The following is a 25,553-nucleotide window of genomic DNA, read 5'->3' as shown; positions in this document are numbered from 1 at the left end:
ATGATCTCGAAAGACAGCGTCGAGCGGTCGAACGCCGCCGCCGAAGCCACCCTGCGCGCCGATTACGACGCGCTTGGCGAACATCTCGACCGGCGCGGCATCGACATCGCCGCGGTGAAGGACAAGGTGGCCGCCTACGGCGTCGCCGTCCCCTCGTGGGGCGTGGGCACCGGCGGCACGCGTTTCGCCCGCTTTCCCGGCACAGGCGAGCCGCGCGACGTGTTCGACAAGCTCGACGATTGCGGCATCATCCACCAGCTGACGGGCGCGACGCCCTCGGTCTCCCTGCATGTGCCTTGGGACGACGCCGATCCCGCCGCGCTGACCGCCAAGGCCGAAGAGACCGGCCTGCGGTTCGACGCGATGAACTCGAACACGTTCCAGGACCACGAGTCGCATCCGCTGTCCTACAAGTACGGATCGCTCAGCCACACCGACGCCGCCGTCCGGCAGCAGGCGGTCGAGCACAACCTGTATGTGATCGAGCTCGGCCAGAAGATCGGGTCGAAGGCGCTGACCGTCTGGGTGGGCGACGGGTCGAACTTTCCCGGTCAGACCAACATGACCCGGCAGTTCGAGCGGTATCTCGACAGCGCCCGGTCGATCTATTCCGGCCTGCCCGAGGACTGGCGGCTGTTCACCGAGCACAAGATGTTCGAGCCGGCCTTCTACTCGACCGTGGTGCAGGACTGGGGCACGAACTACCTGATCGCGAAGGAGCTGGGCGACCGGGCCCATTGCCTAGTCGATCTGGGCCACCATGCGCCGAACGTGAACATCGAGATGATCGTCGCGCGCCTGATCCAGTTCGGCAAGCTGGGCGGCTTCCACTTCAACGACAGCAAGTACGGCGACGACGACCTCGACACCGCCGCCATTGATCCCTACCGCCTGTTCCTCGTCTTCAACGAGCTGATGGACGCGGCCGACACGCCGGGCTTCGATCCCGCGCACATGCTGGACCAGAGCCACAACGTCAACGATCCCATCGAGTCGCTGATGTCCTCGGCGATGGAGGTGCAGCGCGCCTACGCGCAGGCGCTGATCGTCGACCGGACCGCACTGGAAGGCTTCCAGCAGGACAACGACGCGCTGATGGCGACCACGACGCTCAAGCGCGCGTTCCGCACGGATGTCGAGCCGATCCTCGCGATGGCCCGGCTTGAAAAAGGCGCGGCGATCGATCCCGTCGCGGCCTATCGCGCCTCGGGCTATCGCGCCCGCGTCGCGGAAGAGCGCCCTGCCAGCGCCGGGGGCGGCGGCGGTATCGTCTGATCGGTGGTCACGCGCTCCGGGCGAGCGGGCTGACGACCTCCTGGTAGGGGCAAGCGACGAGGTGCCCGTCCTCGGGCACCTGCATCGCGGGCACGGCCTTGGCACAGTCGGGCCGGGCCTTGGGGCACCGGGTCCGGAACACGCATCCCGAGGGCGGATTGGCCGGCGACGGCAATTCGCCCTCGAGCACGGGTCGGTGGCGCGCCTTCTCGCGCTGCGGATCGGGGATCGGCACCGACGCGATCAGCGCCTGGGTGTAGGGGTGACGCGGCGCCCGGACGAGGGTCCGCGCCTCGGCCTCTTCCATCTTGCGGCCCAGATACATCACCAGCGTCCGGTCCGAGATGTGCTTAACCACGCTCAGGTCGTGGGCGATGAAGATCAGCGACAGCCCCATCTCGCGCTGGAGCGACTTCAGAAGATTCACCACCTGCGCCTGCACGCTGACGTCGAGGGCGCTCACCGGCTCGTCGCAGATCACCAGACGCGGGTTCAGGATCAGCGCGCGGGCGATCCCGATGCGCTGGCACTGGCCGCCCGAGAACTCGTGCGGATACCGGTTCAGGAGGTTCGGCAGCAGACCCACCTTCTCCATCATCTCGCCGGCGCGGCGGCGGGCCTCTTTCCGGCCGACATCGCGGTCGTGGGTGGTCAGCGGCTCGGCGATGATCTCGCCCACCGTCATCCGCGGGTTCAGCGCGGCGAGCGGGTCCTGGAAGATCATCTGCACCTCGCGCCGGTGCCGCCGCCGCTCCCGCGGGTCCATCCGGCGCAGGTCGGTGTCGCCCCAGAGGATCTGGCCATCGCTTGACGGGACGGTGCCGATGATGGCCCGGGCCAGGGTCGACTTGCCCGACCCGCTTTCCCCGACGATCCCCAGCGTCTGCCCCGCCTCGAGGTCGAAGGACATGTCGCGCACCGCCTGCAGCTGCTGCGAAGGCGTCCACGGCCAGGCGCCGCGTGGGCGGATGTCGAAGGTGACGTCGAGATTGCGAACGCTGAGCAGGCTCATGTGACCTCCGCGGGATCGGCGTGACAGGCGCGGCGCAGGGCGCCATGCGAAACGAGGGGCGGCATGGTTTCACGGCACACCTCGCGCACCAGCAGGCACCGCGGGGCGAAGGGGCAGCCGGGGCCGAGGCGGGACATGTCCGGCGGCTCGCCGGGGATCGTCTGCAGCTCGGGCTGGTCGATGTCGAGCCGTGGCACCGCCTTCAGAAGGCCCGTCGTGTAGGGGTGCGACGGGCTTTCGAACAGCGCCTGCGTGGGCCCCTCTTCCATCGCGCGGCCGCCATACATCACGAGAGTGCGGTCGCAGCTGTCGGCGACGATGCCCAGATCGTGGGTGATCAGGATCATCGCGGTCCCGAACTCTTCCCTGATATCGCCCAGCAGCTTCATGATCTGCGCCTGCACGGTGACGTCCAGCGCCGTCGTCGGTTCGTCCGCGATCAAGAGCTTGGGCCGGCACAACAGGGCCATGGCAATCATGATACGCTGCCGCATGCCGCCAGAGAACTCGTGCGGATACTGGTCCAGCCGGGCGCGGGCGTCGGGGATGCGCACCGCGTCGAGCATGCGCACACATTCGTCCCGCGCGGCCCGGCGGCCGAGGCCCTTGTGCAGGGTCAGGACCTCGATCATCTGGTCGCCCACCCGGATATACGGGTTCAGCGAGGTCATCGGGTCCTGGAAGATCATCGAGATCGCGTCGCCGCGGACCCGGTTGAACTCGGCGTCGCTCATCTCGGACAGGGCCTTGCCCTCGAAACTGACGCGCCCCGTCGCGCGGCCGTTCCGCGCCAGAAGACCCATGACCCCGAAGACGGTCTGCGACTTGCCCGAGCCGCTTTCGCCGACGATCGCCAGCGTCTCGCCGGGATCGACCGAGAACGACAGGTCGTTGACGGCGTTCACCGTGCCGTCGGGCGTGTCGAAGGTCACGCCTAGTGTGTCCACGTCCAGAAGCGGCATCAGCGATCCTTGGGGTCGAGCGCGTCACGCAGGCCGTCGCCCAGGAAAAACAGGGCGAAGAGCGTGACGATGAAGAACGAAAGCGGAAAGGCCAGCATCCACGGCGTGCCGTTGCGCAGGTTGTCGGCGCCCGCGTTGATCAGCGCCCCCCAAGAGGTGTTGGGCTCCTGTACGCCGAGGCCGAGGAAGCTGATGAAGGATTCGAAGATGATCATCTGCGGCACCAGCAGCGTCGCGTAGACCACTACCACGCCCAGCAGGTTCGGCACTATGTGGCGGAAGATGATGACCGGGGTGCTGACACCCGTGGCGATCGCCGCCTCGACGAACTCCTTGTTCTTGATGCTCAGCGTCTGCCCCCGCGCGATCCGCGCCATGTCCAGCCACGAGATCAGGCCGATGCCGAGAAAGAGCATCACGATGGAGCGGTTGAAAACCACCAGCAGCAGGATCAGCACGAACATGTACGGGATCGACATCATCAGGTCGACGAACCGCATCATCGCGCCGTCCGTGCGCCCGCCGACATAGCCGGCCACCGCGCCGTAGGAGGTGCCGACGACGACCGAGATCAGCGCGCCGACGATGCCCACCGCCAGGCTGATGCGCGTGCCCTGCACCGTGCGCGCGTAAAGGTCGCGGCCGGTCTCGTCGACGCCGAAGTAGTGGCCGTTGGCCAGGCTCGGACCGCCGGCCTGGGGCACGTTACCGAGCAGGGACCAGTCGATCTCCTCATTCGACCATTGCGCCACGGTCTGTCCGAAGGTCGCGAAGAGGACGACCAGCACCAGCACGACCAGGCTGGCGACGGCGGCCTTGTTGCGGAAGAAGCGCGCGCGGGCGTCGGCCCAGAGCGACCGGCCCTTGGCCGCCCGCATCTCGCCCGCCTCGACCACGGCTTCGACGGTGCTGCCTTGTGCCATGATGGCTCCTCAGTAGCGGATCTTCGGGTCGATCCACGCGTAGAGGATATCGACCAGAAGGTTGAAGAAGACCGTCAGCATCCCGACGAGGATGGTGATCCCCATGATCACCGAATAGTCGCGGGCCAGCGCCGAGTTCACGAAGAACTGGCCGATGCCGCCGGTCGAGAAGAAAACGTCAACCACGACCGAGCCGGTGATCATCCCCACGAAGGCGGGGCCGAGATAGCTGATCACCGGCATCATCGCGGGCTTGAGCGCGTGGCGCATCACCACCCGGCGCATCGGCAGGCCCTTGGCCCGCGCGGTGCGGATGAAGCCCGCGTTCAGCACCTCGAGCATGGATGAGCGCGTGATACGCGCGATCGAGGCCATGTAGCTTGTCGACAGCGCGATGACGGGCATCACGAGGTACTCGATCTGCCCGCCCTGCCAGCCGCCGCCGGGCAACCAGCCGAGCCAGAGCGTGAAGATGATGACAAGGATCGGCGCCATGACGAAGTTCGGCAGCACCTGCGCGCCCACGGTCACGCCGACGGCCAAGTAGTCGAGCCACGAGTTCTGGAACACCGCGGCCATCACGCCGAGCGTCACGCCCACGGCCACCGCCACGACGAACGACCAGAAGCCGTAGGTCAGCGTCACCGGAAAGCCCTGCGCGATCAGCTCGTTCACGGTGCGGTCGGTGAACTTGAAGCTGGGCCCGAAGTCGAACTGCGTGACGACGTTCCAGATGTAGATGCCCATGCGCTCGATCAGGGACTTGTCGAGCCCGTACTTGGCCTCGAGGTTCGCCAGCACTTCGGGCGGCACGCCGCGCTCGGTCGCGAAGGGGCTGCCGGGGGCGAAGTCCATCAACAGGAACGAAAAGACGATCAGCGCCAGGATCGTCGGGATCGCCACCAGCAGGCGGCGCAGGATGAAGGGTATCATTGGGGTGCCTCGTCAGGCCGGAAAGGCGGGGGCCGCACGGCCCCCGCCGGGCAGGATCACTCGTCCGCGACGCGGTAGAAGTCCTTGACGTACCAATTGTTTTCCACGTTCTGCATCGGGAAGCCCTTGACCGCAGTGTCCAGCAGGAACGTGTTGGCGTAGTGGTAGACGGGGATGATCGCCATGTCCTCGGCCAGAAGCTCCTCGATCTGGGTATAGAGCTCCTGCGGGTTGTCCGAGGTGCGGGACTCGGCCATCAGCTCGTCAACCTCGGTGTTCGAGTAGCGCCCGTCGTTCTGCTCGTTCTCGGTGGTCAGGATCTGCAGGAAGGTCGACGCCTCGTTGTAGTCGCCGCACCAGGCCGAGCGCGCGACGTCGAAGTTGCCGGCCTTTCGCACGTCGAGATAGGTCGACCATTCCATGTTCTCGAGCGTGGTCTCGACGCCGAGTTTCTGCTTCCACATCTGGCTGACCACCGTGGCGATCTGCTTGTGCGATTCCGAGGTGTTGTAGATCAGCTTGAGGTTCAGGCTGTCGACGCCAGCCTCGTCCATCAGCTCCTTGGCACGCGCGTCGCGCTCCTGCTGGGACCATTCGGCGTATTCGACCTGCGGCTCCTGGAAGTCGGCCGTCGCCTCGTGGGTGAAGAAATAGGCCGGGGACTGGCCGCCCTGGAGCAGCTGCTCGACGATCACGTCGCGGTCGATGGCATAGCTGAGCGCCTTGCGGACACGCGGATCCTTGAGTTCGGGGATCGCGTCCTCGCGCTGATTCAGCGCGTAATAATAAGAACATAGACGCGGAACCGAATGTGCCGCCTCGGGATATTGCTCCTTCAGGCGGGGGAAGCTGCCGGCGGGGAGCGGTTCGAGCATGTCGTACTCGTCCGATTCCCAACGGGTCAGCGCCTGGTTCACGTCGTTGATGACGTAGCCCGTCACCTCTTCGATCACCACGTCCTCGGCGCCCCAGTATTCGGGGTTCTTCGAGGCGCGCCAGAACTCATTGAGCGACACTTCATCTAGTGTGTAAGCGCCGTTCGAGACCATATTTCTGGGGTCCGTCCAGTCGCTGCCGTGCTCTTCAACGGTCTCCTGGTGGACCGGCATGAAGGTGGCGTAGCTGGTCATCGCCGGGAAATAGGGAAGCGGCTGGTCGAGGGTGACGCGCAGGGTCTGCTCGTCGACCGCCTCGACGCCCAGCGTGTCGGGATCGGCGTCCCCGGCGACGATGTCGGCGGCGTTCTCGATCGAGCTCAGTTCGATGTACCAAGCATAGGGAGAGGCCGTCGCCGGGTCGGCGGCGCGCTTCCACGCCCAGACGAAATCCTCGGCTGTGACGGGGTCACCGTTGGACCACGTGGCGTCGTCGCGCAGGGTGAAGGTCCAGGTCGTGTTGTCCTCGCTGGACCAGTCCGTCGCGACGCCGGGACGCAGATTTCCGGATGAATCCTGCGTCACAAGCCCTTCAAAAAGCTGACGAATCGCGTGGAAGCCCGCAGTCTCTTCGTTCAGCGCCGGGTCCAGCGTGGGGAACTGGTCGAGCATCCGGTACGAGAAGGTCTGGGTGTCGGCCAGATCGGCGTCTTCGGGCGGATCGGCGGCGAGGAGCGGGGTGGCGGCGAGGGCTGTGGCGGTGGTGAGAGACAGCAGCGTCCGGCGTTTCATCGGGTACTCCCATTTCGTGTCCGAGGCGCGATCGGGTGCGCCCGTTCTCGTTATTGGCGTATCGTGTGCGTCAGTGTTCTGGCTGTTGGACACACATGCAAGGCGTGCATGGGCGTTACGTCGCGCGAAGCGGCAAGAGCCCGCCGGTTGAGCGTTCAAAGTGCTGTGAAAGCGGGATTTCGGACGTCTGCAAAGCGTGCACCGGACGTGCACAGTGCGTGCACAAGCCGGCATACGATTCCGGGCCGCCGCGCCGTCGGCGCGGGCGGCCCGGTGCACGCGGCAGTTGAGCCGCCCTGCCCGCTCAGCCGCCGGCGGCGTCGAGCTTGAGCATGTGCTCGTCCGAGAGGTTCAGCGTCGCCGCGCCGAGGGTCTCGTCCAGCTGATCGAGGCTGCGGGCGCTGGCGATGGGGGCGGTGACGCCGTCGCGCTGCACCAGCCAGGCGAGCGCCACCTGTGCCGGTTTCGCGCCCACGTCGTTCGCCACCTCGAGCAGGTTGTCGAGGACGCGCTGGCCGCGATCGTCGAAATAGCCTTCGAGCATCGCCTCGCGGTCGGTGCCGGCGATGTCGTCCTTCGAGGTGTACTTGCCCGTCAGGAAGCCGGAGGCGAGCGAGAAATATGTGACGACGCCCAGTTCGCGTTCCGTCGCGACGGACTCGAGTTCACCTTCGAACCCGTCGCGGGTGTGCAGGTTGTAGTTCGGCTGCAGCACCTCGTAGCGCGGCAGGTTGTTCTGCTGGGCCACGTCGAGCGCGGCGTCGAGCCGGGCGGCGTCGTAGTTCGACGCGCCCAGCGTGCGGACCTTGCCGGCCTCGACCAGCTTGGCGAAGGCACCGAGCGTCTCGTCCAGCGGCGTGTCCTTGTCGTCGACATGGGCGAAGTAGACGTCAAGGTAATCCGTGCCGAGCCGGCGCAGCGAGTCGTCGACCGCCGCCATGATGTTGGCCTCGGACAAGCCCTTGCGCTGCTCCCACATGCCGACCTTGGACATCAGCACGATGTCCTCGCGCCGCTTGCGCGAGGCAATCCAATCGCCCAGCACCTCCTCGGATTCGCCGCCGCCATTGCCGGGCGCCCAGGCGGAATAGACGTCGGCGGTGTCGATCGCGTTGAAGCCCTGGTCGAGGAACCTGTCGATCAGGTTGCACGAGGTGCGGCTGTCGGCCGTCCAGCCGAAGACGTTGCCGCCGAAGACGATGGGCGCGATCGAGATGTCGCTGCGTCCGAGCCTGCGTTTTTCCATGCCGCTGTCTCCTGGCTTGCGATGATGGTGTTGCCCCACCAACGCGGCATTGCGGGCGCGGGTTCGCCGGTCAGGCCGCGGCGATGCGCGCGCCGCTGTCGCGGTCGAAGAAGTGCAGGTTGGCGGGCTCGAAATCGAGGGGAATCCTCTGGTCCGCCTTGAGCCGCACCGAGGGGTCGAGACGCGCGGTCAGCTCGCGCCCGTCGAGATCGCAGATCGCCATCGTGTCCGAGCCGAGGGGTTCGTAGACCTCGACGCGCGGGGACAGCATGCCGCTGCCCTGCGACCAGCGCAGGTGTTCGGGGCGGATGCCGACATCGACGTTGGCGCCGTCGGCCAGAGGCACCTCGCCCACCTCGATGCTGGCATCGCCGATCCGCAGGCGCGGCGCGCCGCCGGCGCGGTCGACCACCGCCTCGAACACGTTCATCTGCGGCGAGCCGATGAATTCGCCCACGAACCGGGAATTGGGCCGCTCGTACAGCTCGATCGGGTGCCCCTCCTGGACGATGTGGCCGTCGCGCAGGACGACGACCCGGTCGGCCAGGGTCATCGCTTCGGTCTGGTCGTGGGTGACGTAGACCGTGGTGGTGCCCAGCATGGCGTGCAGCCGCTTGATCTGTGTGCGCATCTCGACCCGCAGCTTGGCGTCGAGATTCGACAGCGGCTCGTCGAACAGGAACACCGACGGCTGCCGGGTGATCGCCCGCCCCATCGCGACCCGCTGGCGCTGGCCGCCCGACAGCTGGCCGGGCCGGCGTTCGAGCAGCGCGTCGATCTGCAGGATGCGGGCGGCCTCGGCGACCTTGGTGCGGATGTCGTCGGGGCGGAAGCCGCGCATCTTGAGCCCGAAGCCGATATTCTCGGCGATCGTCATGTGCGGGTAGAGCGCGTAATCCTGGAACACCATCGCCACATCGCGACCGCGCGGCTCGACGTCGTTCACCACCCGGCCGCCGATCCGCAAGGTGCCGTCCGAGATTTCCTCGAGCCCGGCGATCATCCGCAGCATCGTGGACTTGCCGCAACCCGATGGGCCGACGAAGGCGACGAATTCGCCATCCTCGACATCGAGGTCGACGCCGTGGATCGCGCGCACCGCGCCGAAATCCTTAACGATCTTTTCCAGCTGGATATCCGCCATCTGTTCCTCCCGGATGTCGGTGTCGCCGTCGGGCGATTGGGACTTGCATTATCGATAATCTGCATGTTATCGATATTGATAATTTGGAGCAAGCCCGATCGGAGACACCGCTGGACATGGCCGTCGAAAGCTTTTCGCACTCGTCCGTGACCGACCTTGTGCCGCGCCAGTCCAGCCGGCGCAGCCACGCGGTGTACGTCGCCCTGCAGAAGGAGATCGTGCTGGGTCAGCTTGCCCCCGAGGCGACGGTGCTGGAGCTGAACCTTGCCCAGCGCTTTCAATGCAGCCAGGGCACCGTGCGCGAAGCGCTGATGCAGCTGAACGAGGAGGGGCTGGTCCGCCGCCTGCCCCATCGCGGCACCCATGTCGCCGCCTGCCGTTCGGACGATGCCTGCGCGCTGATCGCGATCCGCCGGGGGATCGAGTGCGATTACCTCGAGCGGGTGGTCGAGCGAGCCGACGCGGCGCTGGACGCCGACCTGTCGGTGCATCTGAACGCCATGCGCAACGCCGCCCGCGACGGTGACGAATACCTCCTGTCGGTGCACGACCGCAGCTTCCACTGCCGCCTGTTCGAGGCCGCCGACCTGCCCGTGGTCACGCCGATGCTGACCCGGTGCCTGATCCACAACCACCGCTTCAAGATCCTGAACTCGCAGCCGAACCGCGCCCTGCCCGAGACCGCCGACCGGCACGTGCCGATCGTCGATGCCGTCCGCGCGCGGGATGTCGAGACCCTGCGCGGGGTGCTGGGGCACCACATCTCGACCATCGTGGACCTCGGGCCGGACCTGACCGAGGAGGCCGGGGCGTGAGCGGGCCGAGCGACAGCATGCGCGCCGTGCTGGAGCGGCTGGCGCACGAGGATCGCGACCTGGCCGATCCCACGACCCTGCGGCCAGAGGCCGGGCGCGCGCTGTCGGCGCTGACGAACCTGCGCTGGAACGCCGAGCTGCCCGAGGTGGCGCGGGCCGAGACGACGCTGATCGCCGGGCTGCCCGCGCGGCGGATCGTGCCGGGCAACGACACCGGCACCGACGCGATCCTGCATATCCATGGCGGCGGCTGGGCGTTCTGTTCGGCCGCGACGCACGAGGGTGCGGCGCGGCGGCTGGCGCTGGCCTGCGCGGCGCCGGTGGTAACCATCGACTACCGGCTGGCGCCCGAGCATCCCTATCCGGCGGGGCTGGAGGATTGCCTTGCCGCGTGGCGCGCGCTGCCCGGCGACCGCCGCTGGAGCGTGGCCGGCGACAGCGCGGGGGCGAACCTGGCGCTGGCGGCGATGCTGCGGCTGGGGGCCGAGGGCGCGGCGATGCCGGCGCAGGGGCTGCTGTTCTACGGCGTCTACGGCGCGGATTTCGACACGCCCTCGTATCTCGCGCAGGCCGAGGGCCCGGGCCTGACCCGTGCCAAGATGCAGCGCTACTGGGACTGGTACGCGCCGTGGGACCTGCGCGGCGAGCCCACGGTGGCGCCGCTTGCGGCGGAGGATGCCGCGCTGGCCGCGCTGCCGCCGCTCTATCTCAACGCCGCCGCGCTGGACCCGCTGCGCTCGGATTCCGAGGCGCTGGTCGCGCGGCTGCGCGAGCTGGGCCGCGCCGACCCGTTCGACCTGGTCGAGGGGGTGGTGCACGGCTTCATGCAGATGGGACCCGCCCTGCCCGAGGCGCGACAGGCGTTCGCGCGGGCGGGTGAGGTGTTCCGCGAAAGGGCCGGCTGAGGAGCAACGGTCCGCAACCTGGGAGGAGAGAGACGATGAGACAGAAGACACTCGGCCTTGCCGCCAGCCTGCTGGCGCTGACCGCAGGGATGGCCAGCGCCGAAAGCACGGTGCGGTTCTGGTACCATTTCGACAACGCCGACAACCCGATGGACGAGCTGGTCTCGACCTTTGAGGAGCAGAACCCGGAGATCACGGTCGAGGCCGAAAACATCCCGTGGAACAGCTACTACGACAACCTCTACACCTCGATCATCGGCGGCAACGCCCCCGATGCGGCGATGGTCAAGATGTTCGCCCAGCCGCGCCTGATCGAGATGGGCGCGCTGGAGCCGATCGGTGACCGGATCGACAGCTGGGAGGGCAAGGACGACCTGCAGGACAACCTGCTGGAGCTGACCGTCGCCGAGGACGGCAGCAGCTATTACCTGCCGGTGCAGTATGTCGTGCTCTACATGTACTACCGCCCCGACATGTTCGAGGAGCTGGGGCTGGAAGTGCCGCAGACCTGCGAGGAGTTCCGCGAGGCCGCCAACGCGCTGACCCGCGACACCGACGACGACGGGCAGACCGACGTCTACGGCTTCGGCTTTCGCGGCGGCAAGGGCGGCCACGACCACTGGGCGAGCTTCACCCTGGGCCGCGAGGGCGCCGACCTGACCGACAACATCGAAAGCGAGGCGGCGGTCGCGGGCACGCAGTTCGTGGTCGACCTGTTCCGCGAGGATGGCGTGTTTCCGCCCTCGGCCCCGAATGACGGGTTCCAGGAGACGATCGGCGCGTTCAAGGCCGGCAAGACCGCGATGACGATCCACCATATCGGGTCGGCCAACGGCATGGTCGAGGCGCTCGGCGACAAGGTCTCGGCAGCGCCGGTGCCGGAGTGCGGCGGCGGCCGGTGGACGGCCTACGGCGACGAGAGCACCGCGGTGATGTCCTCGGCCGAGGACAAGGACGCGGCGTGGAAGTGGATCTCGTTCCTGTCCGAGGCGGGCAACAACGCGCTGTTCAACGAGGCGACGGGCCAGCTGCCGGTGACCAAGACCGACCGGGACGAGTGGTCGCTGCACCCCAAGCGGTTCGTCGAGGCGACGGCGGAGTCCCTGCCCTTCGCCAACCTGCTGCCGAACCGGCCCGAGACCTCGGACTTCGTGAACACCGTCTGGCCCGTCGCGATGCAGCGCGCGCTGACCGGCGAGATCACGGCCGAGGAGATGAACGCCGAGATCGCGGAACTCTACTCGGAGTGACGTGACAGGGGGCGGCGCACGCCGCGCCGCCCCCGCGCCCCTTCGCCCCACCCGACGTAAACGCCATGGCGGGCCGCCCGCCGTGAACAGGTGAGCCATGACCGCGCAAGACCATTCAGCCACCGGACCGGCCCGCGCCGAAGCCGGCACCGGGCGGCACAAGCTGGGCCGCCGCGTCCTGCCCTACGCCATGCTGTCGCCCGCCGTGATTGTCACGCTGGCCATCGTGTTCTTTCCGATGCTGCAGACCGCGTGGATGAGCCTGCACGAGTACGTCCTGTTCCGGCCGGACGATTTCACCTTCATCGGCTTCGAGAACTTCGTGACTGCCTTCAACGACGAGGTCTTCTGGATCTCGCTCTGGCACACGATCATCTGGATCGGGATCACCATCCCGGCGCAGGTCCTGCTGGGGCTGGTGACGGCGCTGCTGCTGAACCAGGAGTTCCCGTGGCGCCCCGTGGCCCGCGCGCTGATCATCATTCCCTGGGCGCTGCCCTCGGTCGTGATCGCGCTGATGTGGGTGTGGATCTATGACAGCAATTACGGCGTGCTGAACGACTTCCTGCTGCGGCTGGGCCTGATCGAGCAGGCGGTCCCGTGGCTGGCCAACCCCGACACCGCGCTTGGAGCGATCATCCTGACGCTGACATGGCAGGGCTTCCCGTTCTTCGCGGTGATGATCCTGGCGGGGCTACAGTCGATCCCCAAGAGCTATTACGAGGCCGCGTCGCTGGACGGGGCGAGCACCTGGCAGCAGTTCCGCTACATCACCCTGCCCGGCATCTCGGGCGTGCTGGTGACGTCGGTGCTGCTGCGCACGATCTGGGTCGCCAACTCGTTCGACGTGATCTTCGTGATGACCGGTGGCGGCCCCGGCTACGCCACCTACACGCTGCCGCTCTACGCCTTCGTCAAGGCGCGCACGAACCTCGACTTCGGCTACGGCTCGGCGCTGGCGGTGCTGTTCACGATGCTGCTGATGGTGATCGTGCTTCTCTATCTCAGGCGGACCGGAAAGGCGGTGGAATGATGGCTCTTGGAAAACGCTCCCTCCGCCGGCGGCTGCTGACCGTCGACCTGCCGATGGCGCTGGTGCTGGTCTTCACGCTGGGCCCCTACCTGTGGATGTTCGTCACCTCGGTCACGCCGGAATCGCGGCTGTTCACTGAGGGCCCGTCGCTGGTGCAGGCGACGATCGACAACTACACCCGGCTGTTCCGCACCGTGGGCTTCGGCGACAACCTTCTGGACAGCTTCATCGTCGCGGCCGGCACGGTCGTCGTCGGCCTGTCGCTGAGCGTGACGGCGGCGTATTCGTTCTCGCGCTTCTCGTTCCGGGGCAAGCGGGTGCTGATGCTGCAGTTCCTGCTGATCAACATGTTCCCTCTGGTGCTGCTGATCCTGCCGCTGTTCGTGGTGATGCGCATCCTGGGGCTGCTCGACACCCATTTCGCCCTGATCATCGCCAATTCGACCATCGCGATCCCGTTCTCGGTCTGGATGATGGTCAGCTACATGAACGGCATCCCCCGCTCTCTCGACGAGGCGGCGATGACCGACGGCTGCACGCGCCTGGGGGCGCTGCGGCGGGTCGTGCTGCCGCTGTGCGTGCCCGGCATCATCGCCACCGGCATCTACATCTTCATCACCTCCTGGAACGAGTACCTCTATGCCCTGACCCTGGGCGGGCAGGACGTGCGCACGATCACCGTCGCCGTCCAGACCCTGATCGGCGAGTACGAGGTCCAATGGGGCCTGCTGACCGCCGGAGGGATCGTCGGCGCGATGCCCGCGACGGTGCTGTTCCTGCTGGTGCAGAAACGCCTGATCTCCGGCCTGACGCAGGGCGCGGTGAAGGGCTGAGTCCCGACCCCGAGAAAGGAAGACGATCTTGGACAACCCGATCGGTATCATCTCGATGCAGTTCGCGCGGCCCTTCACCGGCGCCGAGCTGCACTACTTCGACCACGCCGCGCGGCTGGGCTTCGACTTCGTCGAGCTGCTGGTGCCCGAGCCCGAGGACAACCTGCCCCCCGCCGAGGTGCGGCGGGCCGCGGCGGATGCCGGTGTGTCGCTGGTGCTGGCGGCGCGGGTCAATCCGCAGCGCTCGATCGCCTCGGAGGATCCGGCGGCGCGGCAAGGCGGGCTGGACTACCTGGAACGCTGCGTCGAGGTGGCCGAGGCGATGGGCGTGTCGCTCGTCGGGGGGCCGCTCTACGGCGAGCCGATGGTGTTCGCCGGGCGCCCCCCGGTCCCGCGCGGCGACGACGACATCGCGGCCCGCGCCGCGCGCACGATCGAGGGGCTGGCGCAGGTTGCGCCGGTGGCCCGCGCGGCGGGCGTGACCTTCGGGCTGGAGCCGCTGAACCGGTTCGAGACCGACGTGGTCTCCACCACCCGGCAGGCGATCGAGGTGGTCGACGCGGTGGGCGATGCGGGTCTGGGCGTGATGCTCGACACCTTCCACATGAACATGGAAGAGCGCTCGATCCCCGACGCGATCCGCGCGGCGGGCGCCCGGCTGGTGCATTTCCAGGCGAACGAGAACCACCGCGGCCATCCGGGCACCGGGCATATCGACTGGACGTCGGTGATGCGGGCGCTGCACCACGCGGGCTATGACGGGCCGATCTCGCTCGAGCCGTTCCGGCGCGACGACGACCGCGTGGGCCTGCCGATCGCCCACTGGCGCGCCCCGCACGAGGACGAAAGCGCGAAACTGCGCGCCGGGCTGGGCGTCGTGCGCTCGGCCCTGGCGCTGGCGGAGGTGGACCAATGACGCTGAACATCGGCTGGATCGGCTGCGGCCGGCACGCGCGCCAGATGCTGCTGCCGCAGCTGGGGCGAAACGACATCCGCATCGCCGCGATCTGCGACCGCGACGCCGAGGCCGCGGGCCGGGTGGCGCGGGAATACGGCGTTGCCGACCAGTATTCCGACGCCGCCGATCTCGTCGCGCATCCCGGCCTCGACGCGGTGGGGATGGCCGTCGGGCCAGAGCTGCACCGCGCCGCCGCGATCGCCGCGCTGGAGCGCGGGCTGCCGGTCTTCATGGAAAAGCCGCCCGCCGCCGACGTCGCCGGCGCCCGCGCGGTGGCCGAGGCGTCTCGGCAAGCGGGCAAGCCCGTCGTCGTGGGCTTCATGAAGCGCTATTCGACCGGCAACCGGATCGCCCGCAACGTGCTGGACGGCGGGACGTTCGGGCCGGTGCTGGGCATCTCGGGCACCTACATGACGGCCCCCACCTATTTCGAGGGCGAGCCGGACTATACCGGGTTCTACCTGCATCACTGCGTGCACTACATGGACCTGATCCCTTGGTTCGCGGGCGGCGATCTGGACGACATGAGCGTGCGCAAGGTCAGCCCCGCGCCGGGCAAGATGATGTTCCATCTCGGCTTCACCGCGCCCAACGGGGTCATCGGCACCATCGTCATGGGCACCACCCAGTCGCGCGGCACACCGATGGAAGAGCTGCGCATCATGGGCGACCATCAGCGGCTGGAGGTCGACAACATCATCGACGTTGCGCTCTACCGCGATCCGCCGTTCAAGGCCGACGATCCGGCGGCGACGCTGGATCCGGCCGCCGACACGCTGTCGTGGCGGCCGAACTTCACCGCCGCGGCGAACGAGGATCACAAGGGCTACAACGCGCTGATCGCCGACGCCGCCGCCGTGCTGCGGGGCGAGACGCGCGACGTGCCCGACATCGAGGACGGTGTGCGCGCGATGGAGCGGCTGGAGCGGATGATCGCCCTGATCGAGACGTGACCGCGCCGCCGGTGACGTAACGGCAGTTGCCATGAGGCGCCGCGGCGACTATCACGCGCCCGGTACGGGGCGACCGGACGCGTCGCCGAAGGAGGATGGAAGTCGCCCGCGCGGCGGCTGACGGAGGAGCGGCCCATTGCTTGACCACCCTGCCCGCAGCGCCGAACTCGATGAGCGGTACGACCTGGCCCCCTCGCCCGAGTTGGCGGAGGAGATGAAGGACGTCTATGCCCGGATGGCGCGGGTTGTCGCGCCGCCGGACTGGGCGATCCACGCGCCCTATGTCGCCGCGATCGAGCGTCTCAAGAAAGAGCGCAACGCCGTGGTGCTGGCGCACAACTACATGACGCCGGACATCTATCACGGCATCGCTGACGTGGTGGGCGACAGCCTGCAGCTGGCCGTCGCCGCGGCCGAGATCGAGGCCGACGTGATCGTCCAGTGCGGCGTGCACTTCATGGCCGAGACGTCGAAGATCCTGAACCCCTCCAAGACCGTGCTGATCCCGGATTCCAGCGCCGGCTGCTCGCTGGCGGAAAGCGTCACGGCGGCGGGGATCGAGGAGATGCGCGCGCGCTATCCCGGCGCGCCGGTCGTCACCTACGTCAACACCACGGCCGAGGTGAAGGCCGCCTCGGATGTCTGCTGCACCTCGTCCAACGCCGCACAGATCGTCGCCGCGATGGACAGCGAGACCGTGATCATGGCGCCCGACAAGTACCTGGCGCAGAATGTGGCCAAGCAGGTGCCGCAGAAGCGCATCGTCTGGTGGGACGGGGCCTGCATCGTGCACGAGCAATACACCGCGGACGACCTGCGCGGCTTTCGCGACTGGAACCCCGGCACCCGGATCATCGCGCATCCCGAATGTCCGCCGGACGTGATCGGCGAGGCGGATTATTCCGGCTCGACCAGCGGGATCATCGACTATGTCGACCGCGAGCGTCCAGAGAAGGCGATGCTGGTGACCGAGTGCTCGATGGCGTCGAACATCGCCGACGCGCTGCCCGAGGTCGATTTCGTCGGCCCCTGCAACATGTGCCCCTACATGAAGAAGATCACGCTGGCCAAGGTGCTGTGGTCGCTGCACGCCATGGCCGAGCCGGTCGAGGTCGATCCCGCGGTCGCCGACGGTGCCCGCCGCGCGGTCGAGCGGATGATCGAGATCTCGCGCCGCGCCGCAGCCTGATCGCGATGGACGGTATCCGGACCGACCGCGTCGTCATCGTCGGCGCCGGGATCGCGGCGCTCTATGCCGCGCTGGCGCTGGCGCCCCACCCCGTTCTGGTGGTCTCCCCCGACCGGCTGGGCGGCGGGGCGAGCTCGGCCTGGGCGCAGGGCGGCGTGGCGGCGGCGATGGCCGCGTCCGACAGCGCCGCGCGCCATGCCGACGACACGGTGCGCGCGGGCTCGGGCACCGTGGACCGCGACGTCGCGCTGTCGGTCGCGGCCGAGGCGCGCGAGCACATCCTCGGCCTGACCGCGCTTGGCGCCCCCTTCGACCGCACGACCGGGGGCGATTACATCCTGTCGCGCGAGGCGGCCCACGCGGTCGCGCGGGTCGTGCGCGTGGGCGGCGACCGGGCCGGCGCGGCGATCATGGCGACGCTGATCGACCGGGTCCGCGCCACGCCCTCGGTGCAGGTGCTGGAAGGGGTGCAGGCGACGGGCCTGATCCACGAGGCCGGCCGCGTCGCCGGCGTCCGGCTGGGACCGGCGACCGGGGGCGGCCCCGATCAGGCCGTGCGCGGGCCGGCGGTGCTGCTGGCGGGCGGCGGGTCGGCGGGGCTCTATGCCGTCACGACGAACCCGCCGCGGGTACGCGGACAGGTGATCGGCATGGCCGCCCGCGCGGGCGCCGAGATCGCCGATGCCGAGTTCGTGCAGTTCCACCCCACCGCGATCGACGTGGGCCGCGACCCGGCGCCGCTGGCGACCGAGGCCCTGCGCGGCGACGGAGCGATCCTGGTGAACCGGACCGGCGCGCGCTTCATGACGGACGCCCACCCCGATGCCGAGCTTGCCCCACGCGACGTGGTGGCGCGCGCCATCTTCGCCCAGACGCGGGCCGGGATGGTGCCGGCGCTCGACACCCGCGCGGCGCTCGGGGACCGGATCGTGACGCAGTATCCAACAGTGGCGGGCGCGTGCCGGGCGACCGGGATCGACCCGGTGACCGGCACGATTCCCGTGGCTGCGGCGGCGCATTACCACATGGGCGGGATCGCCACCGACGCGGCGGGCCGCAGCAGCCTGTCCGGTCTCTGGGCCTGCGGCGAGGCGGCCTCGACCGGGCTGCATGGGGCGAACCGGCTGGCGTCGAACGGACTGCTCGAAGCGCTGGTCTATTCTCGCCGCGCGGCGCGGGACATCGCCCGAGACCTCGACCGCGTCGCGACCGTGCGCGAGGTCGCGCTAGCGCCGGAGGGGCCGTCGCAGCCGGCGGTCGCCGCGGCGTCGGTGGCCGCGCTGCGCCGCACGATGACCGACCGGGTCGGCGTGGTCCGCGACGGCGCGGGATTGCGGCAGGCCCTGCGGGACATCGCCCGGATCGACGAAGCGGCGGGCGAGGACGCCACGCTGCGCAACATGACCGCCACCGCCACCCTCATCGCCGCCGCCGCCCTGTCCCGGACCGAGAGCCGTGGCGCGCATCACCGCAGCGATCACCCCGACACCGCCGCCGAGGCGCGGCGCAGTCGCCTGACCCTGGTGGCGGCGCTGGCCGTCCGCCGCGACGCCGAGCTGGAGCCGACATGACCACCCACGCCCCCCTTCCCGATCTCGTGCTGGAACCGCTGGTGCGGGCCGCGCTGGCCGAGGATCTCGGCGGGTCGGGCGACATCACCACGCGCTGCGCGGTGCCACCCGGCGCCAAGGCCAATGCCAGCCTGCGCGCCCGCGGGGCCGGAGTCGTCTCGGGGATGCAGGTGGCCGAACTGGCGTTCCGGCTGGTCGACCCCGCGGTCGAGGTCGACGTCAAGATCCCCGACGGCGCCCGCTGCGGTCCGAGCGACGTGCTGATGGAGTTGCAGGGCCCGGCGCATGGCGTGCTCTCGGCGGAACGGGTGGCGCTGAACTTTGCCGGGCGGCTGTCGGGCATCGCCACGCTGACCGCGCAGTACGTCGAACGGACCCACGGCACCGCGGCGCGGATCACCTGCACCCGCAAGACCACGCCGGGCCTGCGCGTGGTCGAGAAACAGGCGGTGCTGCATGGCGGCGGCTACAATCACCGGTTCTCGCTGTCGGACGCGATCCTGATCAAGGACAACCACATCGCCGCCGCCGGAGGCATCGTGCCGGTGCTGCGCGCGGTCAAGGCGCAGGCGTCGCACATGGTCCGCGTCGAGATCGAGGTCGATACGCTGGAACAGCTGACCGAGGTGCTGGCCGAGGGCGGCGCGGACGTGGTCCTCTTGGACAACATGGATACCGCCACCCTGACAGAGGCCGTGGCGATGGCCGGCGGGCGCCTCGTGCTGGAGGCTTCGGGCACCATGACGCCGGAGCGCGTGGCAGAGGTGGCCGCCGTCGGCGTCGACTACATCTCGGCCGGGGCGCTGACCCATTCGGCGCGGACGCTGGACCTTGGCCTCGACTTCTAGCTCTCGTCGGGCACCCCAACGCCGAGCGCGCGGCTGCGCGCCGCCAGCGCGCCGTGCAGGCCCGACAGCACCTCGGACCGCGACGAGGTGATCCGCCGGACGATTCCCAGCCTGCGGTGGATCGGAGGGGTGCCGAATACCTGCCAGGCCAGGCCCGACGCCGCGGGATCGTGCAGCGCGATCTGCGGCACCACCGCGACGCCGAGGCCGGCATGAACGCAGCCGATCACCGAGGGCATGGTATTGACCACCGCCACCTCGGTCGGCGTGATCCCGAGGCGGGCGATCTCCGTCTCGATCTGCTTCGCCAGCGGTACGTTCGTATGGTAGCGGATGAAACTGCGCGCCGCGATCAGTTGCTCGGCCGGCACGCCCGCGCAATCGGGCGGCGCCACCAGCAGCAGCGGTTCGTGCAGGAACGGCGTCCATTGCAGCGTGGGCGGGACGCCGACATGCTCGGCCACCACCGCCGCGTCGAGCCGGCCCGCGACCACGTCGTTCATCAGGTCCTCGGAGATGCCGACGCGCAGGTTGAACGCCATCTCGGGATAGGAGCGCCGCATCTCGGCCAGGGCCTGCGGCACGAGATGCATCGACGCGGTGCGCAGGGTGCCCAGGTTCAGCGTGCCGCTGACCCGCCCGCCGCTGATCGCGGCGCGCGTCTCGCTCAGGATCTGCAGGATGGCGCGGGCGGACTGGACGACCTCGGCCCCCTTCGCGTTCAGCGTCGGCGGGCGGCGAGAGCGGTCGAAGATCTGCGTGCCAAGCTCGGTCTCGAGCGCGACCATCTGCTGACTGACGGCCGAGGCGGTGAGGTTCACGACCTCGGCGGCGGCGGCGAAGCTGCCGGTGTCGGCAACGGCGAGAAGGGTCTGAAGCTGGCGGGAGTCCATGGGCCATCATTAGCAATTCTTAAGAATTAGACAAAAACAATTCGCTTCCAACAGAGATGCATGTGGTTAGCCTGTTCCGGAGAAACAAAGACCAGACCAACGGGAGATTCCAAATGCACGCCATGCAAAAGTTCGCCGCCGGACTCGGCGCCGCCGTCGCGCTGGCCGCGCCGGTTTCGGCGACCGCGCAGGACTATCCGGAGCGCCCGGTCGAGTTCATCGTGCCGTGGTCGCCGGGCGGCGGCAGCGACACGCTGATGCGAATCGTGTCGAACAACGTCCAGCCCTATCTCGGCGTCGAAATGCCGGTCATAAACATGCCCGGCGTCGGCGGCACCGTCGGCCTGACCGAAGCGTCGCGACGCGATGCCGACGGCTACACCATCTCGCAGGTGCACGAGGGTCTGCTGACCGCGTCCGAGACCGGCCTGACCGACCTGACCTGGCAGGATTTCGATCCGATCGCGCTGATGACCGCCTCGCCGCAATACCTCGTGGCACAGGCCGACGCGCCCTACGACAATTTCGAGAGCTTCGTCACCTATGCGCAGGAGAATCCGGGCGAGGTGACGATGGGCGTCACGCTGGGCGGCGTGCCCCACCTGCACGCGGCGATGATCGAAGAGGCCTTCGACCTGGAGTTCTCGTATGTCGGCTACGAGGGCACGGGCGAGCGCATCCGCGCGCTGGTCGGCGGCAACCTCGACGTTGCGATCGGCGACATCGCCTCGTCGCAGCAATTCGTCGAGAACGGCGACCTGCAGTTCCTGGCCGTCGGCAGCGCCGAACCAATGGAGCAGACGCCGGACGTGCCGACCTTCAACGAGCTCGGCGCGGATCTTGAGCTGGCGGTCACGCGCGGCATCGTGATGCCGAAGGGCGCCCCGGAAGAGGCCCGCAACACGCTGGAATCCGCGCTTCAGGAACTGTCGCAGGACGAGACCTTCATCGAGCAGGTGAACAACGCCGGCGCCCAGGTCGATTTCCGCGGGCAGGATGACTACGCCTCCTACCTGGGCAACCTCTCCGAGACCGTCTCGCGGCTGTCCTCGGTGCTGGCGCCGTGAGCGAAGACGACACCACCAAGTCGGCGGAGGCGGGCGATGTCGCCCGCCTTCTGTCCTATGTCGTGATCTTCCTGGCGTCGGTGGGATTGTTCGTCGAGGCGACGACGATCCCGACATCGCGGTTCGAGGTGCTCGGCGCCGGCTCGTTCCCCAAGCTGATCTACGGCGGTCTCGTCCTGCTGTCGGGCGCCGCGATCTTCGGTGCCGTGCGCCGCCTGCCCTCGGGCGCGCTGTCCCGCTTCGCGCCGAGCGTGCCGGACTGGTTCGTGCGGCGGCGTCTGGTGCTTGCCGTCTTCGCCTGCCTCGGGGTCTACCTCGCCGCCTTGCCGTGGATTGGCTTCAGCTGGGCGACCTTCGCCTTCCTGGTCGTGCTGCTGGTGATCCTGTCGCCGCGCACGCCCTTCAGCCTCGGCCTCACGCTTGTCATCGCGCTGTTGTTCTCGTTCGGGCTGAACTGGCTCTTCGCCGAGGTCTTCAACGTCTTCCTGCCGCGCGGGAGGTTCTGAGATGGACGCCCTTCTGACCGGCGCCGCCGAGGTTCTCTCGGGCTGGACGCTGCTTTACATGCTGATCGGGTCGATCGCCGGCATCGTCGCCGCCGCGATCCCCGGCTTCACCGTGACGATGGCGATCGTCCTGACGCTGCCGCTGACCTTCTCGATGGAGCCGCTGACCGGCATCTCGGTGATGCTGTCGGTCTATGTCGGCGGCTACACCGGCGGTCTCATCTCGGCTGCGCTGCTGGGCATACCCGGCACGCCCTCTGCCGTTGCCACCACCTTCGACGCCTTCCCCATGGCCCGCAACGGCGAGCCGGGGCGCGCGCTGTCGCTGGGGGTGTGGGCGTCGTTCTTCGGCACCGTCATCTCGACGCTGGTGCTGATCGTCGCCGCGCCGCCGCTGGCGATCTTCGCGGTGCGGCTGGGGCCGTGGGAATACTTTTCGCTCATCGTGTTCGCGCTGACCATCGTGGCGAGCCTGGTGGGCAATTCGCTCCAGCGGGGGCTGATCGCGGCGCTGATCGGCCTTGCACTGTCGACGATCGGAGACGACCCGATCATGGGCCGCCCGCGCTTCGACTTCGGGCTCGAGGTGCTGGCCGCGGGCCTGCCGTTCCTCGTCGTGCTGATCGGCATCTTCGCCATCTCTCAGCTCGCCTCCGAGGTCGAGGACGTGGGCGCGATCCGCTCGGGCAAGAAGCTCGTGAAGGGCGAGATCGAGTTCCACACCTGGTCGGTGATGCGCGAGGTGCTGATGCGGCCGGTCAACCTGGTACGCTCGGCCGTGGTGGGCGTCTGCGTGGGCGCCCTGCCCGGCGCCGGCGGCTCCATCGCGAACCTCTTGGCCTACGACCAGGCGCGGCGGGCCTCGAAGACCCCCGAGAAGTTCGGCACCGGCATCCCCGACGGCGTCGTCGCGTCCGAGGCCGGCAACTCCGCCACCGCAGGAGGTGGCCTGATCCCGCTGATCGCGCTGGGGATCCCCGGCTCGGCGGTCGACGCGATCCTGATGGCCTCTCTCATGGTCCACGGCATCCAGGTCGGGCCCCGGCTGATCATGGACAACGCCGATCTCGTCTATGGCATGTTCATCGCGATGTCGGTGGCCAGCCTGATGATGCTGGTGGTCTGCGTGCTGTCGATGCGGGTGTTCCTGCGGGTGGCCGAGGTGCCGAAATGGCTGATCGTGCCCGCCGTGCTCGTCTGCTGCGTGGTCGGGTCGTTCGCGCTGAACAACCGGGTCACCGACCTCTATCTGCTGGGCTTCATCGGCGTCGCGGGCTACACGCTCCGGGCGCTGGACTATCCCCTCGCGCCGCTGGTGCTGGGCGTGATCCTGGGCCCCATCGCCGAGACGAACATGCGCCGCGCGCTGATGACCGATGCCGACTGGACGCTGTTCCTGACCCGGCCGGTCAGCCTGGTGCTGCTGATCGCGGCGGTGCTGTCGATCGGCTGGGCCGTCCGCGGCCATCTGAAATCAAGAAAGACAACGGAGACGAGCGCCTGATGTACCTGCGTCACGATCCCATCTATGCTTCGCGCCGGTCGCCGGTGCTGGCCGACAACGTGGTCTCGACCTCGCAGCCGCTGGCCTCGCAGGCGGGGCTGTCGATCCTCGCGCGCGGCGGCAACGCCGTGGACGCGGCCATCGCCACCGCTGCGGCGCTCACCGTGGTCGAGCCGACGGGCAACGGCCTGGGCTCCGACGCCTTCGCGATCCTGTGGGACGGCCAAGAGCTGCACGGTCTCAACGCCTCGGGCGCCGCACCCGCCGGGTGGACGCCCGAGCGCTTTGCGGGTCGCGACAAGATGCCCTTCCGCGGCTGGGACAGCGTGACCGTGCCCGGCGCGATCAGCGCCTGGGCCGCCCTGTCCGAGCGGTTCGGCCGGCTGGACTTCGCCACGCTGCTGGAACCGGCCGTTCGCTACGCCGACGAGGGCTTCATCGTGTCGCCGGTCATCGGTTCGCTCTGGGCGAAGGGGGCCGAGGCCCTGTCGGAGCAGCCGGGATTCGCCGAGGCTTTCATGCCCGGCGGCCGCGCACCACGCCCCGGCGAGCGGTTCTCGAACCCCGCCCAGGCCAACAGCCTGCGCGCCATCGCCGAGACCAAGGGCAAGGCGTTCTACGAGGGCGCCCTGGCCGAAAAGATCGCGGCCTTCGCCGACCGGCACGGCGCCGCGCTGAGCGCCGACGACCTCGCCGCTCACGCGCCCGAGTGGTGCGGCACGATCGACACCGCCTTCGACGGCGCGGCGCTGCACGAGATCCCGCCGAACGGCCAGGGCATCGCGGCGCTGATGGCACTGGGGATTCTCGAACATACCGGCATCCGCAATCACGGCCCCGACGACGTCGCCGCGGTTCATCTGCAGATCGAGGCGATCAAGCTCGCCTTCCGCGACCTCGACGCCTATGTCGCCGACCGCGCCTACATGACCGGCATCACCCCCGAGGACCTGCTGTCGCCCTCCTACCTCAAGGCGCGCGCCGCCGAGATCGACGCCGCCCGCGCACAGCACCACGCGGCGGGTGCGCCGAAGAACGGCGGCACCGTGTACCTGAGCGTCGCGGACAGCGACGGCATGATGGTGTCGTTCATCCAGTCGAACTATGCCGGTTTCGGTTCGGGCGTGGTGGTGCCGGGCACCGGCATCAGCCTGCAGAACCGCGGCGCGGGCTTCACCCTGAAGGAGGGCCACCCCAACCGGGTCGCGCCCGGCAAGCGGCCGTTCCACACGATCATCCCCGGCTTCCTGATGCGCGACGGCGCGCCGGTGATGAGCTTTGGTGTGATGGGTGGCCCGATGCAGGCGCAGGGGCATGTTCAGATGGTGCTGCGCACGCAGCTCTGGGGCCAGGACGTGCAGACCGCCGCCGACGCGCCCCGCTGGCGGTTCGTCGAGGGGCTGAAGGTCGCCTGCGAGACGGCGGTCGACCCCGCGACGCTGCAGGCGCTGTCCGACATGGGCCACGAGATCGAGGTCGAGGCGCCGGACGCCGCCTTCGGCTTCGGCGGCGCGCAACTGGTCCACCGCCTGCCCGGCGGCGGCTATGCCGCCGGCTCGGACCCGCGCAAGGACGGACAGGCCACGGGGTTCTGAGGGAAGAGAGGGGCGCGATGCCGCCGCCCCTCACGCCGCCGGATCGCCACCATCAGAAGATGTCGGGCTCTCCGGCGGTCTCGCCGTGGGCGGACATGAGGTAGTCGAAGTCGCAGCCCTGGTCGGCCTGGCTGACATGGCGCTGGAACATCCAGCCATAGCCGCGCTGGAAGCGGGGTTCGGGCGGGGTCCAGGCGGCGCGGCGGCGCTCCAGCTCGGCCTCGTCGACCAGCATGTCGAGTGAGCGGTTGGCCAGGTCCAGCCGCACGATGTCCCCCGTCTGCAGCAGCGCCAGCGGCCCGCCGACGAAGCTTTCGGGCGCGACATGCAGCACGCAGGCGCCGTAGGAGGTGCCCGACATCCGCGCGTCCGAGATCCGCAGCATGTCGCGGTAGCCCTGCTTCACCAGCGCCGTCGGAAGCGGCAGCATGCCCCATTCGGGAAAGCCCGGCCCGCCCTGCGGCCCGGCAT

23 protein-coding genes and 1 pseudogene are annotated in these 25,553 nt (G+C 68.7%); 15 read left to right on the top strand and 9 right to left on the bottom strand.

What is annotated here, in order from left to right; genetic code table 11:
- Complete coding sequence (gene rhaI / locus BMZ25_RS13780; RefSeq protein WP_092694581.1) at positions 1-1,275, top strand: L-rhamnose catabolism isomerase; 1,275 nt, start codon at positions 1-3, stop codon at positions 1,273-1,275.
- A gap of 7 nt (positions 1,276-1,282) precedes the next feature.
- On the opposite strand, the gene BMZ25_RS13775 is transcribed toward rhaI, so the two are convergent.
- The 7 genes from BMZ25_RS13775 to BMZ25_RS13745 all read right to left on the bottom strand — a co-directional run bounded on the left by BMZ25_RS13775 (position 1,283) and on the right by BMZ25_RS13745 (position 9,162).
- Complete coding sequence (locus BMZ25_RS13775; RefSeq protein WP_092694579.1) at positions 1,283-2,287, bottom strand: oligopeptide/dipeptide ABC transporter ATP-binding protein; 1,005 nt, start codon at positions 2,285-2,287, stop codon at positions 1,283-1,285.
- Positions 2,284-3,249 carry an oligopeptide/dipeptide ABC transporter ATP-binding protein gene (locus BMZ25_RS13770; RefSeq protein WP_092694577.1) on the bottom strand — a complete coding sequence of 322 codons (966 nt, stop codon included), beginning with the start codon at positions 3,247-3,249 and terminating at the stop codon, positions 2,284-2,286. Before BMZ25_RS13770 ends, BMZ25_RS13775 begins: the two co-directional genes overlap by 4 nt.
- A complete protein-coding gene (locus BMZ25_RS13765) occupies positions 3,249-4,172 on the bottom strand; it encodes an ABC transporter permease subunit (RefSeq protein ID WP_092694575.1) in 924 nt (307 codons plus the stop codon). Before BMZ25_RS13765 ends, BMZ25_RS13770 begins: the two co-directional genes overlap by 1 nt.
- A gap of 9 nt (positions 4,173-4,181) precedes the next feature.
- Complete coding sequence (oppB, locus tag BMZ25_RS13760; RefSeq protein ID WP_092694573.1) at positions 4,182-5,105, bottom strand: oligopeptide ABC transporter permease OppB; 924 nt, start codon at positions 5,103-5,105, stop codon at positions 4,182-4,184.
- 56 nt (positions 5,106-5,161) lie between these two features.
- Positions 5,162-6,772, bottom strand: a complete 1,611-nt coding sequence (locus BMZ25_RS13755) for a peptide ABC transporter substrate-binding protein (protein WP_092694571.1) — start codon at positions 6,770-6,772, stop codon at positions 5,162-5,164.
- Positions 6,773-7,076: 304 nt separating this feature from the next.
- On the bottom strand, positions 7,077-8,018 hold the full coding sequence (locus tag BMZ25_RS13750; protein WP_092694569.1) for an aldo/keto reductase: 942 nt from the start codon (positions 8,016-8,018) through the stop codon (positions 7,077-7,079).
- A 70-nt stretch (positions 8,019-8,088) separates the two neighbouring features.
- On the bottom strand, positions 8,089-9,162 hold the full coding sequence (locus tag BMZ25_RS13745) for an ABC transporter ATP-binding protein (RefSeq protein ID WP_092694567.1): 1,074 nt from the start codon (positions 9,160-9,162) through the stop codon (positions 8,089-8,091).
- A gap of 116 nt (positions 9,163-9,278) precedes the next feature.
- Between BMZ25_RS13745 and BMZ25_RS13740 the strand changes: the two genes are divergently transcribed.
- The 10 genes from BMZ25_RS13740 (at position 9,279) to nadC (ending at position 19,517) form a co-directional block, all read left to right on the top strand.
- Complete coding sequence (locus BMZ25_RS13740; protein ID WP_092694565.1) at positions 9,279-9,977, top strand: GntR family transcriptional regulator; 699 nt, start codon at positions 9,279-9,281, stop codon at positions 9,975-9,977.
- Positions 9,974-10,882 carry an alpha/beta hydrolase gene (locus tag BMZ25_RS13735; RefSeq protein ID WP_235859879.1) on the top strand — a complete coding sequence of 303 codons (909 nt, stop codon included), beginning with the start codon at positions 9,974-9,976 and terminating at the stop codon, positions 10,880-10,882. Before BMZ25_RS13740 ends, BMZ25_RS13735 begins: the two co-directional genes overlap by 4 nt.
- Positions 10,883-10,917: 35 nt before the next feature.
- Positions 10,918-12,132, top strand: coding sequence for an ABC transporter substrate-binding protein (locus tag BMZ25_RS13730; RefSeq protein WP_092694562.1), 1,215 nt, complete (start codon positions 10,918-10,920; stop codon positions 12,130-12,132).
- 97 nt (positions 12,133-12,229) lie between these two features.
- Complete coding sequence (locus BMZ25_RS13725; protein ID WP_092694560.1) at positions 12,230-13,165, top strand: carbohydrate ABC transporter permease; 936 nt, start codon at positions 12,230-12,232, stop codon at positions 13,163-13,165.
- A complete protein-coding gene (locus BMZ25_RS13720; RefSeq protein ID WP_235859878.1) occupies positions 13,162-13,998 on the top strand; it encodes a carbohydrate ABC transporter permease in 837 nt (278 codons plus the stop codon). The genes BMZ25_RS13725 and BMZ25_RS13720 overlap by 4 nt, the downstream gene beginning before the upstream one ends.
- 28 nt (positions 13,999-14,026) lie before the next feature.
- Positions 14,027-14,914 (top strand): sugar phosphate isomerase/epimerase family protein, encoded by an 888-nt coding sequence (locus BMZ25_RS13715; protein WP_092694558.1) that lies wholly within the window; start codon positions 14,027-14,029, stop codon positions 14,912-14,914.
- Positions 14,911-15,909, top strand: a complete 999-nt coding sequence (locus tag BMZ25_RS13710) for a Gfo/Idh/MocA family protein (protein WP_092694556.1) — start codon at positions 14,911-14,913, stop codon at positions 15,907-15,909. Before BMZ25_RS13715 ends, BMZ25_RS13710 begins: the two co-directional genes overlap by 4 nt.
- A gap of 136 nt (positions 15,910-16,045) precedes the next feature.
- Positions 16,046-17,098: a quinolinate synthase NadA gene (gene nadA, locus BMZ25_RS13705; protein ID WP_092694554.1), complete on the top strand. Its 1,053-nt coding sequence runs from the start codon at positions 16,046-16,048 to the stop codon at positions 17,096-17,098.
- 5 nt (positions 17,099-17,103) lie between these two features.
- Positions 17,104-18,669, top strand: coding sequence for an L-aspartate oxidase (locus BMZ25_RS13700; RefSeq protein WP_092694552.1), 1,566 nt, complete (start codon positions 17,104-17,106; stop codon positions 18,667-18,669).
- The gene (gene nadC / locus BMZ25_RS13695) at positions 18,666-19,517 is read left to right on the top strand and encodes a carboxylating nicotinate-nucleotide diphosphorylase (RefSeq protein WP_092694550.1); all 852 of its coding nucleotides are present in this window, start codon (positions 18,666-18,668) and stop codon (positions 19,515-19,517) included. The genes BMZ25_RS13700 and nadC overlap by 4 nt, the downstream gene beginning before the upstream one ends.
- On the opposite strand, the gene BMZ25_RS13690 is transcribed toward nadC, so the two are convergent.
- Entirely contained in the window at positions 19,514-20,410 is an 897-nt protein-coding gene (locus BMZ25_RS13690) for a LysR substrate-binding domain-containing protein (protein ID WP_092694548.1), read from the bottom strand. The genes nadC and BMZ25_RS13690 overlap by 4 nt on opposite strands.
- A 113-nt stretch (positions 20,411-20,523) precedes the next feature.
- On the opposite strand from BMZ25_RS13690, the gene BMZ25_RS13685 reads away from it, so the two are divergent.
- Genes BMZ25_RS13685 through BMZ25_RS13670 form a run of 4 tightly spaced genes read left to right on the top strand, consistent with a single transcriptional unit; the run spans position 20,524 to position 25,082 of the window.
- Positions 20,524-21,477, top strand: a complete 954-nt coding sequence (locus BMZ25_RS13685; protein WP_092694546.1) for a Bug family tripartite tricarboxylate transporter substrate binding protein — start codon at positions 20,524-20,526, stop codon at positions 21,475-21,477.
- Entirely contained in the window at positions 21,474-21,983 is a 510-nt protein-coding gene (locus BMZ25_RS13680) for a tripartite tricarboxylate transporter TctB family protein (protein WP_092694544.1), read from the top strand. The genes BMZ25_RS13685 and BMZ25_RS13680 overlap by 4 nt, the downstream gene beginning before the upstream one ends.
- A 1-nt stretch (position 21,984) precedes the next feature.
- Positions 21,985-23,487 (top strand): tripartite tricarboxylate transporter permease, encoded by a 1,503-nt coding sequence (locus BMZ25_RS13675; protein WP_092694542.1) that lies wholly within the window; start codon positions 21,985-21,987, stop codon positions 23,485-23,487.
- Positions 23,487-25,082, top strand: coding sequence for a gamma-glutamyltransferase family protein (locus tag BMZ25_RS13670; RefSeq protein ID WP_092694540.1), 1,596 nt, complete (start codon positions 23,487-23,489; stop codon positions 25,080-25,082). The genes BMZ25_RS13675 and BMZ25_RS13670 overlap by 1 nt, the downstream gene beginning before the upstream one ends.
- A gap of 52 nt (positions 25,083-25,134) precedes the next feature.
- On the opposite strand, the pseudogene BMZ25_RS13665 reads toward BMZ25_RS13670, so the two are convergent.
- A pseudogene (locus BMZ25_RS13665) lies at positions 25,135-25,553 on the bottom strand (dihydroxy-acid dehydratase); the annotation flags it as partial.

This window comes from Tranquillimonas rosea, assembly GCF_900111315.1.
GTDB lineage: Bacteria > Pseudomonadota > Alphaproteobacteria > Rhodobacterales > Rhodobacteraceae > Tranquillimonas > Tranquillimonas rosea.
The sequence above is the reverse complement of the archived record's forward strand: the minus strand, read 5'-3'. Positions and strand labels throughout refer to the sequence as shown.